This is a genomic window from Microbulbifer maximicatervae (SeqCode) (assembly GCF_052467815.1).
In genome coordinates this window covers 2,699,244-2,712,785 of sequence record NZ_CP174326.1, presented here as the reverse complement: position 1 = coordinate 2,712,785, position 13,542 = coordinate 2,699,244, and the positions used below count along the sequence as shown (strand labels likewise).

Below are 13,542 nucleotides of genomic sequence, written 5' to 3'. Positions count from 1 at the left end.
TTCTATGTTTTCCCCAGTATAAGAACAGATAAGAAGTGGATATTTAGTAGATTTTTGATAAAACTAGTGGAATCCACTAATAACCCTGTCGCCAAGTCTATTTTTTGACCATGTCGACCAATTCGGAGTCAGCAGTTATGCGCAAACGTGCGGGAGAGCTAAGTACCATCGACCGGAACATATTGCGTGTTCTACAAAAGAATGGGAGAACCAGCTATGCCGAGCTGGCCCGACAGGTGGGATTGACCGCGACCCCCTGCGTCGAACGGGTCAAGCGCCTGGAAAATGACAATGTTATTCAGGGTTATACCGCCTTGATTAATCCGGAATACCTCGATGCTGCCCTGGTGGTTTTCGTGCAGATCAGGCTGAACCGCTCCGCACAGGACGCTTTTGAGGAATTTCGCAACGCCGTAGCCGCCCTGCCGGAAGTGCAGGAGTGTTACCTGGTATCGGGGAATTTTGATTACCTGATCAAGGCCCGGGTGGCGGATATGAGCGCCTACCGCAAGTTCTACGGCGAAACGCTTTTAACGTTGCCGGAGGTGCAGGAGTGCACCAGCTATGTGGTGATGGAAGAAGTTAAAGAGACACTGGAAGTACCGGTCCACTACAACCGGTAGCGGGATTGATCGATGAGTGGCCGCAGCCACTCATCTGCATAAACCGGCAATCAGTATTGAATGCCCAGTTTCCGGTAAATAAACCCGATCACCCAGGCAGGGCCAATCAACAGGAATTGTAAGTCCTTAAAGAAAGAGGGTTTCTTGCCTTCGATATGGTGGCCGATAAATTGGAACACCCACATGATCACGAATAAGGCTAGTGCCGTCTGCCAGATAGGCACCCCCAGCCGCTCCAATACCGACCAAGCCCACAAACACAGAACAGTTAACCCCGTCATTCCCAGGGCAATAGGAAACGACATCGCGAAATAAAACAGAAGAATCGGGATTGTCACCACGACAGCCCAGTTCAGCCAGGGAATTGTCGCCATAAATTCCGGCTGCGGAACTGCCCACAAAAGTCCGGCCACAGTTGCATAAATTACGGGAACAGCAATCCAATGAATGGATTTGTTGATCGGATTCTGATGACTCTCACCATACTCGGAAAACCACTGCTGGGCACTGCGCATGACAATCTCCTCATTCTTATATTGTTATTGTCAGAGCAATAATAATCCCCAACCCATGGATATCAATCAATGGCCGAAAATACCACGAGGCCTACAAAGCGTGGCTTTTAGCGCCTAACGTAAGCATCTAACTGGGATAAATAGAGATCCGCCATCGATTTATCGAAACAGCAGAATACAACCTGCTGCGGCGCCCCCTCCTTCTCCTGGAATTGCTGTACCTGCTCTACAGCCACCTCTACGGCCAGCTCCGGGGGATAATCGTAGATACCGCAACTGATCGCAGGAAAAGCAATCGAGCGCATGTTTTCGCGCCGAGCCAATGCCAGGCAGTGTCGATAACAGCTGGAGAGCAGCTCGGGCTCACCCAAACTGCCGCCGCGCCAAACCGGCCCAACTGTGTGGTAGATACGTTTTACGGGAATGGAATAAGCGCCAGTGGCGCGCACTTCACCAACAGGACAACCGCCCAGACTGCGGCAGGCCTCCAGTAGATTGGGCCCCGCTGCGCGGTGTATGGCCCCATCGACACCACCGCCTCCCAAGAGACGGCTGTTGGCAGCATTGACGATTACATCGACGTGCAATCGAGTGATATCACCGAGATGAACTTTGATCACTCAGCATCTCCAACCGCTATTTGAATAATTGCTGCGGATGGAAATCCATTTCACTTCACAACAGTCGCACCTTTGCCAGAGATGCGTCCCTAGCGCGGCTGGTCTGTCTCGGCCCGAGCGAGTCGCTCGGGCTCAAGTCCTGCCCTGCCCCCTCAACCAAGCAACTTGCGGTGCTGTGAGGCAACGGCTTCCGGGCACTTCGTCAGCGCGCTCACTAACACGATAGCAGCTGAAGAGAAAACAAAACCCGGCAACAGCTCATAAACATCAAAAATGCCACCGGAGAGTTGCTCCCACACCACAACGGTGAGGCCGCCAACGATAACACCGGCAATAGCGCCACTACCGGTCATACGGGACCAGTAGAGACTGATCAACAACGCCGGGCCAAAGGCAGCGCCAAGGCCAGCCCAGGCGTAACTCACTACATCCAGAACCTTGGAATCCGGGTCCATCGCAATCCACACAGCGACCAGTGATAAAGCAACCACCGCCCAGCGCCCCACTTTCACCATGGCTTCCGGGGTGGTCTCACGCCCAAACCAAACGTGGTAAATATCTTCCGCCAGTGCAGCCGAGGACACCAACAGCTGGGAATCTGCCGTACTCATAATGGCAGATAGAATCGCCGCCAAAAGAACACCGGCAACTAGCGGATGGAACAGCACCTGCACCATTTCCATAAATACAGTTTCGCCATCTGGCAGGCTCTGCTGGATTTCCAGGTGTGCAAACAAACCTACCGCCATTGCGCCCAAGAAGCCGGCCAGGGACCAAACCGCTGCCACTGTCGCCGCAGCAGGTATATCGTTTGGACTGCGCACCGCCATAAATCGCGCCAAAATATGCGGCTGACCGAAGTAGCCCAATCCCCAGGCAAGAGAGCTGAGTATCGCCACCAGACTTAATGTTTGCCCGGTGTTATCTGTCATCCAATGGGTCAGCTGTGGCACCTCTGTTTGCAGGCGACTCCAGCTGGCGGAAAAACCGCCCTGGTCAGAAATAACAACGAGAGGCACCGCAATCAGCGCCGCACTCATCAGCAGTCCCTGGAACACATCGGTCCAGGACACCGCCAAAAACCCGCCAAACAGGGTGTAAGAAATAACCGCAACCGCACCGATAATCACCGCCCAGCGATAATCCCAGCCAAACACCGTTTCAAACAATTTGCCGCCGGCAATCAGGCCCGAAGCCACATAGAAAAGGAAAAATAACAGAATGAATATCGCGCAGACGGTGCGCAGATAGGGGTGCCCCATCTTAAACCGACGATCCAGATAAGCTGGCACCGTTAGGGAGTCGTCCAGCTCATAGGTGTAGATGCGCAGGCGCCGGCCCATTGTCACCCAGCTCAGAACGATGCCGGAGAAAAGGCCAATTGCGATCCAACCGGCAGAGAGCCCCGCTGCATAGGCCGCGCCAGGCAGTCCCAGTAGCAGCCAGCCACTCATATCCGAGGCCCCGGCAGACAGGGCCGCCACAGCCGGCGGCAGGGAGCGGCCACCGAGGAAATAGTCGCTGGCATTTTTCGTACGCATGTAGGCGTAAATACCGATAACAACAATCAACGCCAAATAGGCGACAAAAGTAAGGGCGATCAGCCACTCGGCGGCCATAAGGGATTCCTTCTGATCAAAGTGGGGTGGTACTTGGCGCGGGAATAGCCTGCGTTTTCCTGCTCAATTTTTCAGCGCATTGAGCTATGGAAGGAGCACCACATAAAAATTGTTATGTTTATTGCGCGTAAATCTACCCATAAGGTGGCGCCGACTCAATCAGCAAACTACATATATGTTGGATACAACTACAGAAAAAAAGACAACACTATGGGCATTTGTCTGGACGAGCTCCGACTCCAGGTTATCCGTCCAACCCTCAAGCACTTGAGAGCCTGGAGCCAGGGCATGGAGAATCTCCTTCTGGGAACCGCCGCCCAGGAGTCGCAATTGGGCTTCCATCTCAAACAGGGACGGCGCCACGGGCTGGGTATTTACCAAATCCAGCCCCACACCCACCGGGAAATCTGGGATCAATACCTGATCGATCACCCAAGCCTCGCCTCAAAGGTGCGAGGGCTGGCGAGCCAGCGGGATTTTCTCGATCACCCCCACAGCGAACTGACCACCAACCTGCGCTATGCCACAGCCATTGCCTGGCTGATTTACCGGTCGGCCGAAGTCCACAAGATCCAGGAGGAGGAAACCTCAGACGTGGCCAATATGGCGCGCCTCTGGCATCAGCATTTTCACCATGGACCCAGTGCCAGCCCCCGGGACTTTGAATGCAGTTACGCGCAACTGGTCAGCGGTGCAGATCCTACAGATTCAGCGCCTCGATATACTGGGGCTCCACTTCCTGAGCATCCTCAGGCTCCCAAGAATTCACCTGGCGCTGGATTGAATGGTCAGGACGCTCGACAGCCGACGGCGTAGAGCGATCCAGTTCCAGACTCTCAAAATCGTAGAGGTCCCTGTCCGCCAATTGTGACGGGGACACCCGGGTAATCGCGGCGAAAATATTCTCGCTGCGGCCTGGGAATTTCTTATCCCACTCCCGCACCATCTGCTTGATCGCCTGGCGCTGAAGGTTCTCCTGGCTGCCGCACAGGTTGCAGGGAATAATCGGGAACTGCTTGTACTCGGCGTACTGGGCGATGTCCTCTTCGCAGCAATAGGCGAGCGGACGGATCACGATATTGCGGCCATCATCGGCGCGCAGTTTGGGGGGCATCGCCTTGAGGCGACCACCGTAAAACATATTCAGGAACAGAGTTTCGACGATATCGTCTTTGTGATGGCCCAGTGCCACCTTGGTGGCGCCAATTTCTTCAGCAAAACCATACAAAGTGCCACGGCGCAGACGGGAGCAGAGCCCGCAAGTGGTCTTGCCCTCAGGCACCACTTCCTTCACGACCGAGTAGGTATCCTTCTCGACAATATGGTGGGGAACACCCAGGGATTGCAGGTATTCCGGCAGGATATGCTCGGGGAAACCCGGCTGCTTCTGGTCCATATTGACCGCCACCAGTTCAAAGTTAACCGGCGCTGTCCTCTGCAAATTCAGCAGCACGTCCAGCATGGCGTAGGAATCCTTACCGCCGGACAAACAGACCATAATCTTGTCGCCCTCTTCAATCATGTTGAAGTCGGCGATGGCGCGGCCCACATGGCGGCGCAGGCGCTTTTGCAGCTTATTAAACTCGAGCCGCTCGCGGCGGTTTTCCAATTCGGGCATGGTGTCTCTCTAACTCATTCGCGACCAGTGACCGGGCCCAGAGTACCGGCACAAAACCTTAAACTTTGGGACCAGAGCCAGGCTTTCCTGTTCCTGGGGGCGCGATTGTACGCATTTCGATCACGGAGTACACGACTCACCAGCCGCCTTCTCCCCCAACAGGGACTTCACGCAGGGCCAGACATGATCCAGCAGGGCCGGCTGCGCCTTGGCGGTGGGGTGGATACCGTCGGATTGCATAGCGCCCTGCTCCAGGGCCACGGTTTCCAACAGGAAAGGCACCAGGGCGACCTCTTCAGCCTTGGCCACTTTGGGGAATACAGCGGCAAAAGCCTCGGTATAAGCGCGACCGTAGTTCGGTGGGATACGCATCCCCAGCAGCAGCACTTCTGCCCCGGAGTCTTTAGCCAGCTTGACCATCTGCTGCAAATTGCGCTGCAAGCTCTGGGGTGGGTAGCCGCGCAAACCGTCGTTACCGCCCAACTCGACAATCAGCCACTGGGGATTGTGCTCTTCCATCAGGCGCGGCAGCCGGGTCAGGCCACCTGCGGAGGTCTCCCCACTGATGCTGGCATTGACCACCTTCACCGGGCGCCCCTTCTCCTGCAAGCGCTCTTGCAACAGGTTGACCCAGCCCAGCTCCTCATCGATACCGTAGGCCGCACTTATGCTATCCCCTAATACGAGCAGAGTGCCGGGCTTGTTGGCACTCAGTGCCAGATTGGGGACCGACAGCATCAGCACCAAGCCGAACCGAGTCAGTAACTGCCGAAAAAAGGCTGTTGTCATGTCATACTCTCCAAAAATCTCGCGTATCCGCAAAGGGAATACAGTATGTCCGCCATTCTCACGGCAGAAAACCTCTATCACAGGGTCTCCACCAGCGAAGGGCCACTGACCCTATTAAACAATATCTCCCTGAAAGTCGCCCGTGGCGAGAGCCTTGCTGTGACAGGGGCCTCAGGTTCCGGCAAGTCCACCCTGCTCGGCCTGCTGGCGGGATTGGACAAACCTACCGAGGGCAAAATCTGGCTGGCTGGCGACGAGATCACCGCCATGGACGAAGAGCAGCGCGCCGCGGTGCGCGCCCGCTGCGTGGGCTTTGTATTCCAGACGTTCCAACTGCTGCCCGGCCTTACCGCCCTGGAAAATGTAATGCTGCCGAGCGAATTGCGCGGTGAGCGGGGCGCCGCCAAGCGCGCGGAAGAGTTCCTCGCCCGGGTGGGCCTGGAACAGCGACTGCGCCATTACCCGCGCCAGCTATCCGGCGGTGAGCAACAACGGGTGGCCATTGCCCGGGCCTTTGCCAGCTTTAGCAGCACAGATGCCATCCTCTTTGCCGACGAACCCACCGGCAGCCTCGACGCCGGTAACGGCGCCAAAATTATCGACCTGCTGTTTAAGCTCAACGAAGAATCTGACACCACCCTGGTGCTGGTGACTCACGAACAGCGACTGGCAGAGCGCTGTGCCTCCCACCTGCATATGTCGGCAGGCGCCGTAGATACCTACGCTCCGCTTATCGACGGGGACAACCTGTCGGAGGTGTCCGCCTGATGCTGCCACTCAGACTGCTGTTCAGGGACTGGCGCGGTGGCGAGTTAGCGCTAATTGCCTCGGCCCTGGTTTTGGCTGTTACCTGTGTCACTGCGATCGCCCATTTTACCGACCGCCTTACCCGTGCCATGGAGCAGCAATCCCTCACTTTCCTGGCCGCAGAGCGGGTGCTGCGCAGCAGTAAGCCTGTGGATAGCGCATGGCTGGAGGAAGCCGACAAAAAGGGATTGGAACAGGCCCAGATAGTCCAGTTTTCCTCCATGATCTCCGCCAACGACCAGTTCCAGTTTGTCTCGGTCAAAGCCGTCGACAAAGGCTATCCATTGGTGGGGCAACTGGAAATCAGCAAGTCCCAGAGCGGCCCTAGTGAAGTGGCACCACAAGGACCTCCCCCAGGAGAAGCCTGGGTGGAGTCCCGTCTTTTACCTTTGATGGGAATCCAGCTCGGCGATCCTATCGCCCTCGGCGACACCCAATTGAAAGTGACAGCCATACTGGAGCGGGAACCCGACCGGGGCACCAGCCTGTTTGATATGGGCGCGCGACTGCTAGCCAATACCGCCGACCTGCCCGCCGCAGGTGTGATCCAGCCCGGCAGCCGAGTGCGCTACCGCTACCTGTTTGCCGGTGATGACCAAGTCCTAAAGGATTACTTTGACTGGCTCAAACCTCAACTGACTGAACATCAGCGGATACTGGACCTGCGCGAAGGCCAGCCCCGTGTTGCCTCAGCCCTGGATAGAGCCGAGTCCTTCCTGTTTCTCGCCGCCAGCCTTGCTGTACTGCTCGCCAGTGTCGCCGTTGGCCTGGCAGCAAGGCGCTACGGACTGCGCCACGGCGCCTACGTAGCCGTAATGAAAAGTCTCGGCGCCGGGCGCAACAAAATCCTCGGTATCTACCTGGGGCAGCTGGCCGCCCTCACCCTGATAGCCACCGCTATTGGGCTGGCGTTGGGCACCTTTATCCAGAGCCAGGCGGTCAACCTGATGGAAGGGTTCTTCCCGGTTCAGCCCCCGGCTACTAGCTGGAGCCCACTGCTGATTGGACTCGCTACCGGCCTCGCCTGCGCCCTGGGCTTCGCCCTGCCACCGCTTTTCCGCCTCGCCCGCACAGACCCGATGCAAACCCTGAGGCACGACTGGAGTAATCCGGACAGACGCGAATGGCTCGGGCTGATTCTCGGCCCCAGCGCCATGCTGCTCCTGATCTGGTGGCTGTCCGGCAGCCTGCTCATGACGCTCGCCCTATTTGTCGGCATGCTCCTATTGGTGGCGGGCAGCGCCCTGGTTAACCGACTCCTGGTGCGCGGCAAGCTGGCTTCCCTGGGTGGCGCCTGGCGAATAGCCCTGGGCAGCCTGCAACGCCGCGCCGCGTTCAACACTCTATTGATTGCCGCTTTTGGCACCGGATTATTGGCCATGCTGGCCATGGTCTTTGCCCGCACCGCCCTGGTGGACGAATGGCGGATGCAATTACCGGAAAAAGCCCCCAACCACTTTCTCCTGAATATCGCCCCCCACGATGTTCCAACCATGGAAAACATGCTGGCAGAGGGCGAGGTAAGCAGCACCGAGTTTTACCCCATGGTGCGTGGCCGTTTAGTGGCGATTAACGGCGTCTCGATTAAAGAGAAGAAAGATCGTCCCGGTGGCGTTCGCCGGGAATTGAACCTGAGCTACACCGACACCCTGGCGCCGGATAACCGTATCTTGGAGGGCGAGTGGTGGGACAAGGCCAGCGAAGGTGTTTCCGTAGAAGTGGAGCTGGCAGCCCAGCTGGAACTGTCACTGGGAGATCAGTTGCGCTTTTCCATCGGCGGACTGGAAGTAGAAGCCCCGGTAGCCAGCTTCCGCTCGCTGGACTGGAACAGCATGCGCCCCAACTTCTATATGATATTTGCGCCGGGCACTATCGATGATTTCCCGGCTACCTATATCACCAGTTTTTACCTCCCACCGGAGGACAAGTTACTGGTCAACGACCTGGTTCGCGCCTTCCCCAGCGTCAGCGTGATAGAGCTGGATAAGATCATCCAGCGTATCCGCGACACCATTAGCCAGGTGTCCTTTGCCATCGAATCGGTAATGGCCCTGATGCTGGTTGCCGGGGTCCTGGTATTAATTGCCGGGGTGCGCGCCAGTATCGCCGAGCGATTGCAGGAAGCGGCAATTATCCGCACACTGGGAGGCCGCAGGCGCTTGTTGCTGAGAAGCCTGATACTGGAATTTGGCCTACTGGGATTTGCCGCCGGCTTGCTCGCGGCTATCGGTGCGGAAGCCACCTTGGCCGTGCTGTCTTATTGGGTCTTTGAACTGCCGGTGATATTGCACCCAGTCCTTTGGCTAACCGGACCACTCACCGGTGCAGTACTGGTTGGCACCGCCGGTACCCTAGCCTGTTACAGCTCGATCAGCCAGCCCCCGCTCAAAGTACTGCGCGAACTGGCCTAACGAATGATTGTCGGCTCTTAAGAATAAAGATGTAGTTTTTATGGACCTGGATTTCGATCGCAAACATATTTGGCACCCCTACTCCTCCCTGATCGACCCGCCTCCGGTATACCCGGTGACGCGGGCCGAAGGGGTACGTATTTACCTGGAAGACGGGCGCGGCCTGATCGACGGTATGTCCTCCTGGTGGAGCGCCCTGCACGGCTACAATGTGCCCGAGCTAAACCAGGCCATGCGCGATCAGATGGACAAAATGTCCCATGTCATGTTCGGGGGATTGACTCACGAACCGGCGATCGAGCTGTGCAAGAAACTGGTAAAAATCACTCCAGCCGGCCTCAATCGGGTATTTCTTGCGGACTCCGGCTCAGTATCCGTGGAAGTGGCGATCAAGATGGCCGTGCAATACTGGCACTCCCATGGCAAGCCCGAAAAGAACCGCCTGCTGGCCCTGCGCAACGGTTACCACGGTGATACTTTCGGGGCCATGGCCACCTGTGATCCAGTCACCGGAATGCATCATTTGTTTGCTGAGCATCTGAACCAGCACCAGTTTGCCCCCTCACCACAAACCCCCTTTGGCAGCACCTGTAGTGACAGCGATATCGCCGAACTGCACCAGCAAGTGGAAGAGAACCGGGATCAACTCTCTGCGATTATTTTAGAGCCCATTGTCCAGGGTGCCGGCGGCATGCGTTTTTATTCTGCCGATTATTTGCGCCGGGTGCGCGAACTCTGCGACGAGAACAATGTACTGCTTATCGCCGATGAAATCGCCACCGGCTTTGGCCGCAGCGGCAAAATGTTTGCCTGTGAACACGCTGATATCACCCCCGATATCCTCACACTGGGCAAAGCCCTCACCGGCGGCACCATGACCCTCGCCGCCGCCCTCTGTACCGATAAAGTAGCCGAAGGTATTTGCAGCGGAGAAGCCGGTGTGTTTATGCACGGCCCCACTTTTATGGGTAACCCCCTGGCTTGTTCCGTCGCTAACGCCAGTATTCAACTGCTACTCAACAGCCCCTGGCAGGAACGAGTAACCGCAATCGAACAGCAGCTGGCTGAACAGCTGGCCCCATTAAAATCCGCACCGGGTGTCACCGATGTTCGAGCCCTTGGGGCGATTGGCGTGGTGGAAATGCGCGAGCCGGTAAATACGGCCAAGGTGCAGGAGGCTTTAATCGAACGTGGAGTTTGGCTGCGCCCCTTCGGCAAGCTGGTCTACGCCATGCCGCCCTATGTGATTTCGAAAGAAGACCTTAGCCAATTAACTTCGGCAATGGTCAATGTTCTGGGAGAGATCCAATAGCGTCAGTACCAATTAATTTGTGAAGCCGGTCTCAATAATTCCGGATAAATCAGCTCTTCTGTAAAAACCAGCGGCGTTGTTACAGCAAGTAGTGGGTTAGCTGATTACTTTTCTTAACACGGGGGTCGCCTCTTCCAGGCTAAAGGCCTCCGTTTACCCCTCCCGAACGCGCCTCTCTCAGATTCCATTTTCTTAATCCTTGCAAATTTCGATCAACTTGATCGCAATTTTTTCGAGAAGTGTTTTGAGCACCTAAAAATTCCTGTATCATAAATGTTAATGATAGTTATCCTCATTTACGATAGCGATCAAAGCGGTCAAAATGACCACTGAGAGATGTTAGGCATTCACCTCGCCCGATCAATGCCTTACCAACCCTTAAAGTTTGGGCGTTAGAGAGGAAAAATGAGAACTTTAATTGCATTACTTTTTGCTGTTACTTTTGCTACCACTGCTCAAGCTAGCCCCGCATCAGGCGAAAAGCCCATCCAGCACTTTAAAGTAGCGAAAGTTACTTCCTTGAAGGATGCGAGAAAGATTTTTGTTGAAACAACAGAAGAAATTAAGGGCAAGAAAAAGCTTAACCCTGCTGAACTTCACGAGATTCATGTCATCACCTACAGACTCGAAAAAAGTGTTGAGTATTTCGCTGAGAACCTGAAGGGTGAAAGGAAGCAGCTGGCAAAAGACATCGCCGTTGTTGTGGAGAACATCCACATTAACTCCGAAAACAACCGCCCAGAAAAAACCCGCAAGGATCTGAATCACTACTTTAAATTAGCAGACAAATTTGCTGCTGAATTTAAGCATAAACATCACTAATACAGATCACTTCCGAGCTTAACCTGTGGCTCTATCCGCAGCGAAAGGCTCGACTGAAAGCGCTAACTATCAACAGTTAGCGCTTTCATAGCAATACCACCCCGCCACAATCTCGATCAACTTCTCAACGATTCCCACTGACCAGATTTCCTTCCCTTTTGATCCGCCTATAAATCTCCTCGCGGTGTACGGGCAGGGATTTGGGAGCAATTATTCCTACCTTTACCTGATTGCCCTTAACTTCTAATACTGTGATTGAGACATTTGATCCAATCCGTAAGTTCTCGCCTGTGCGGCGCTTTAAGATCAACATATTTGTTTCCTACTGATACTCAAACCATGGATAGACCTTCCACAAAGGGAAAGTTTGGATAGAAATATTTTGAGTAACTGCGAGGTGGTGCGCGAGAACGGTAGGCATAGAAAAAGAAAAGGCAGACGCAACGCCCCCAGGGCCTGGGGAATCTCTCCAAGCCGCTGATCGTGCTCCACTTTATTGAAGACGAGCGGGTTTCTAGCGTACTATGCATATAGCCATCTTGATAGGTATCGTATCAATTTGGTTAGCTGGCCCCAGGTGTTCCAGCACCTTGGGTCAGCGCCTTTTACTTATTCTTACTTCACGCTACCGTTCTCCTTTGAGGGGTTGGTTTTTAGAAGATTCTTGGGTTCATTATTCTATAGGCTCTTCGAACCGAGCTGCTTTGATTGTTGCCTTTAGATGGCTTCTTAACCGCCGTCAAAATATCAATAAATATCTATCGATTTTACGTGGCTTTGACACTAAAACAATCCTAATAAAATCTAATAAGATTATTTTTGTGCCTATATTTTTTGTTACTCACCTTTTTGAAGAAATTCAGATGAGCATAAAAATCGCAGCTTAAATTAGCACTCTTTGCTGTGTGTCACATTAGCATTAAGAAAACAACAATCATTAATACTGCTACTTGAAATGTCTTCCATATATCAACAGAAGAAATCTCTCGAAAACCTAAACGTCATGTAGTTTTTTACGTATTGCTGTGAGATTTAGGTCGACATTCTATTTCGGGTGTTATTTTTAATTATCATTGAAGATAGAAGTCACCTGGTACGGTACCCCTTATTTTTAAATAAGCTGCCCTAGAATATCCAAGATGAGAAATACCTGCTTGATCGGCCTATAGTCAGCAACTCTCTGACCTTGCATCCCCCCTACCCCGATATCTTAACCACTTTCCCCCAAACTATTACTGGGCCAGCTAAGTTGGTGGACGCTTACCTGGGGATTTACGATCATATTGACAGTTATATCTATGAGCCCGAAGATACACCAAAAAAGATCGTTAAATCAATGGATTATAGACTTGCTTTAAAAATGGGATAGTAGCAAAGTAATCATTTTTGTGGCCTCCACAAACGTATTAGAATGCTTTAAGCCTATGATTTGAAATATAAATTTCAGCTTTTTCGTAGAAATTGATTCTGAGATAACAATCATGACAATAGAGACAGGAATGAACACTATATAACTGCGAGCAGGAATAAACCATGCATCCACTAGATAAATTGATGAAGTCCGTTGTCCGTATTGAAGCGACACTTAATGACGGTAGTATTGCAACAGGTTCAGGCTTTGCGTATAGGTTTGCTGAAAAAAAGGGGGGGTTGCATGTTCCTGCAATCGTCACGAATAAGCATGTCATTGATGGAGCCGTATCAGTATCGCTGCCAATCAGTGTAGCGAATAGTAGTGGGGAAACTACCGGAAATTTCGAAGTAATTACTTATCCAATAAACAATAATGTAATTTATCACCCTGATGTTGAAGTTGATCTTTGTGCAATATTGGCCGCACCAATTTACCAGTACTTTCAACAAAAGAAACTAAAGCCCGCATTAGTACACTTAAATAAGGAGGTTTCAGCTACCGATGCGACGTTCGCTGAACTTCTTCCGCTTGAAGAAGTAACGATGATTGGCTATCCAAATGGTATTTGGGACTCTGCAAATAATGGCTCTATCGCAAGGCGAGGAATAATTGCAACCATTCCAGAAGACGATTATTTAGGTAAAAAGCAGTTTGTTGTTGATATGGCTTGCTTTCCTGGCTCAAGTGGTAGCCCCGTATATTTGGCTAATTTCGGCAATTACACAGATCGAAATGGAAACCTTGTAGTGGGATCACGTATTAAGCTATTAGGTATTTTGTTTGCTGGACCTCAACACACTGCAAGTGGAGAAATAGTTCTAACACCTGTGCCTACACAAAATAAGCCAATGAGTTTTACTTCAATGCCTAACAACTTGGGCTACGTAATCAAAGCTACCGAGCTAGATACAATCGAATCCATCGCAGAAAATTTTCTAACAAGTCAAACAAATGAAACACCGGAAATCGGCGCACCTTCTTGAGGCGTTAGG

At 53.1% G+C, this 13,542-nt stretch carries 14 protein-coding genes; 8 read left to right on the top strand and 6 right to left on the bottom strand.

Features of this window, described 5'->3' with window-relative positions:
* Positions 1-137: 137 nt before the first annotated feature.
* Positions 138-623, top strand: coding sequence for an Lrp/AsnC ligand binding domain-containing protein (locus ACJJIW_RS11835; RefSeq protein WP_108732211.1), 486 nt, complete (start codon positions 138-140; stop codon positions 621-623).
* A 50-nt stretch (positions 624-673) separates the two neighbouring features.
* Here ACJJIW_RS11835 and ACJJIW_RS11830 read toward each other — a convergent pair whose 3' ends face one another.
* The 3 genes from ACJJIW_RS11830 to putP form a co-directional block, all read right to left on the bottom strand.
* Positions 674-1,138 (bottom strand): Mpo1 family 2-hydroxy fatty acid dioxygenase, encoded by a 465-nt coding sequence (locus tag ACJJIW_RS11830; protein WP_108732210.1) that lies wholly within the window; start codon positions 1,136-1,138, stop codon positions 674-676.
* A 107-nt stretch (positions 1,139-1,245) separates the two neighbouring features.
* On the bottom strand, positions 1,246-1,758 hold the full coding sequence (locus ACJJIW_RS11825; protein ID WP_444906091.1) for an O-acetyl-ADP-ribose deacetylase: 513 nt from the start codon (positions 1,756-1,758) through the stop codon (positions 1,246-1,248).
* A 152-nt stretch (positions 1,759-1,910) separates the two neighbouring features.
* Positions 1,911-3,377: a sodium/proline symporter PutP gene (gene putP / locus ACJJIW_RS11820; protein ID WP_444935260.1), complete on the bottom strand. Its 1,467-nt coding sequence runs from the start codon at positions 3,375-3,377 to the stop codon at positions 1,911-1,913.
* Between the two features lie 114 nt (positions 3,378-3,491).
* Here putP and ACJJIW_RS11815 point away from each other — a divergent pair, with 114 nt between their 5' ends.
* A complete protein-coding gene (locus ACJJIW_RS11815; RefSeq protein ID WP_444935259.1) occupies positions 3,492-4,193 on the top strand; it encodes a hypothetical protein in 702 nt (233 codons plus the stop codon).
* Here ACJJIW_RS11815 and ttcA read toward each other — a convergent pair.
* Together ttcA and ACJJIW_RS11805 are read right to left on the bottom strand one after the other, a co-directional pair.
* Positions 4,078-4,995, bottom strand: a complete 918-nt coding sequence (gene ttcA / locus ACJJIW_RS11810) for a tRNA 2-thiocytidine(32) synthetase TtcA (protein WP_444935258.1) — start codon at positions 4,993-4,995, stop codon at positions 4,078-4,080. The genes ACJJIW_RS11815 and ttcA overlap by 116 nt on opposite strands.
* Positions 4,996-5,115: 120 nt before the next feature.
* Positions 5,116-5,784 (bottom strand): arylesterase, encoded by a 669-nt coding sequence (locus tag ACJJIW_RS11805; RefSeq protein ID WP_282931664.1) that lies wholly within the window; start codon positions 5,782-5,784, stop codon positions 5,116-5,118.
* 45 nt (positions 5,785-5,829) lie between these two features.
* On the opposite strand from ACJJIW_RS11805, the gene ACJJIW_RS11800 reads away from it, so the two are divergent.
* The 4 genes from ACJJIW_RS11800 to ACJJIW_RS11785 all read left to right on the top strand — a co-directional run bounded on the left by ACJJIW_RS11800 (position 5,830) and on the right by ACJJIW_RS11785 (position 11,136).
* A complete protein-coding gene (locus ACJJIW_RS11800) occupies positions 5,830-6,552 on the top strand; it encodes an ABC transporter ATP-binding protein (RefSeq protein WP_444935257.1) in 723 nt (240 codons plus the stop codon).
* Positions 6,552-9,002 (top strand): ABC transporter permease, encoded by a 2,451-nt coding sequence (locus ACJJIW_RS11795; RefSeq protein WP_444935256.1) that lies wholly within the window; start codon positions 6,552-6,554, stop codon positions 9,000-9,002. The genes ACJJIW_RS11800 and ACJJIW_RS11795 overlap by 1 nt, the downstream gene beginning before the upstream one ends.
* Before the next feature lie 40 nt (positions 9,003-9,042).
* Positions 9,043-10,314, top strand: coding sequence for an adenosylmethionine--8-amino-7-oxononanoate transaminase (bioA, locus tag ACJJIW_RS11790; protein ID WP_444935255.1), 1,272 nt, complete (start codon positions 9,043-9,045; stop codon positions 10,312-10,314).
* Between the two features lie 405 nt (positions 10,315-10,719).
* On the top strand, positions 10,720-11,136 hold the full coding sequence (locus ACJJIW_RS11785; RefSeq protein WP_444935254.1) for a DUF6746 family protein: 417 nt from the start codon (positions 10,720-10,722) through the stop codon (positions 11,134-11,136).
* Between the two features lie 124 nt (positions 11,137-11,260).
* Here the strand turns inward: ACJJIW_RS11785 and csrA are convergent, their stop codons facing one another.
* The gene (gene csrA / locus ACJJIW_RS11780; RefSeq protein ID WP_444935253.1) at positions 11,261-11,449 is read right to left on the bottom strand and encodes a carbon storage regulator CsrA; all 189 of its coding nucleotides are present in this window, start codon (positions 11,447-11,449) and stop codon (positions 11,261-11,263) included.
* Between the two features lie 277 nt (positions 11,450-11,726).
* Between csrA and ACJJIW_RS11775 the strand changes: the two genes are divergently transcribed.
* Together ACJJIW_RS11775 and ACJJIW_RS11770 are read left to right on the top strand one after the other, a co-directional pair.
* Entirely contained in the window at positions 11,727-12,023 is a 297-nt protein-coding gene (locus ACJJIW_RS11775) for a hypothetical protein (RefSeq protein ID WP_444935252.1), read from the top strand.
* A 646-nt stretch (positions 12,024-12,669) separates the two neighbouring features.
* Positions 12,670-13,533 carry a S1 family peptidase gene (locus tag ACJJIW_RS11770; RefSeq protein ID WP_444935251.1) on the top strand — a complete coding sequence of 288 codons (864 nt, stop codon included), beginning with the start codon at positions 12,670-12,672 and terminating at the stop codon, positions 13,531-13,533.
* The last annotated feature ends 9 nt before the right edge of the window (positions 13,534-13,542 follow it).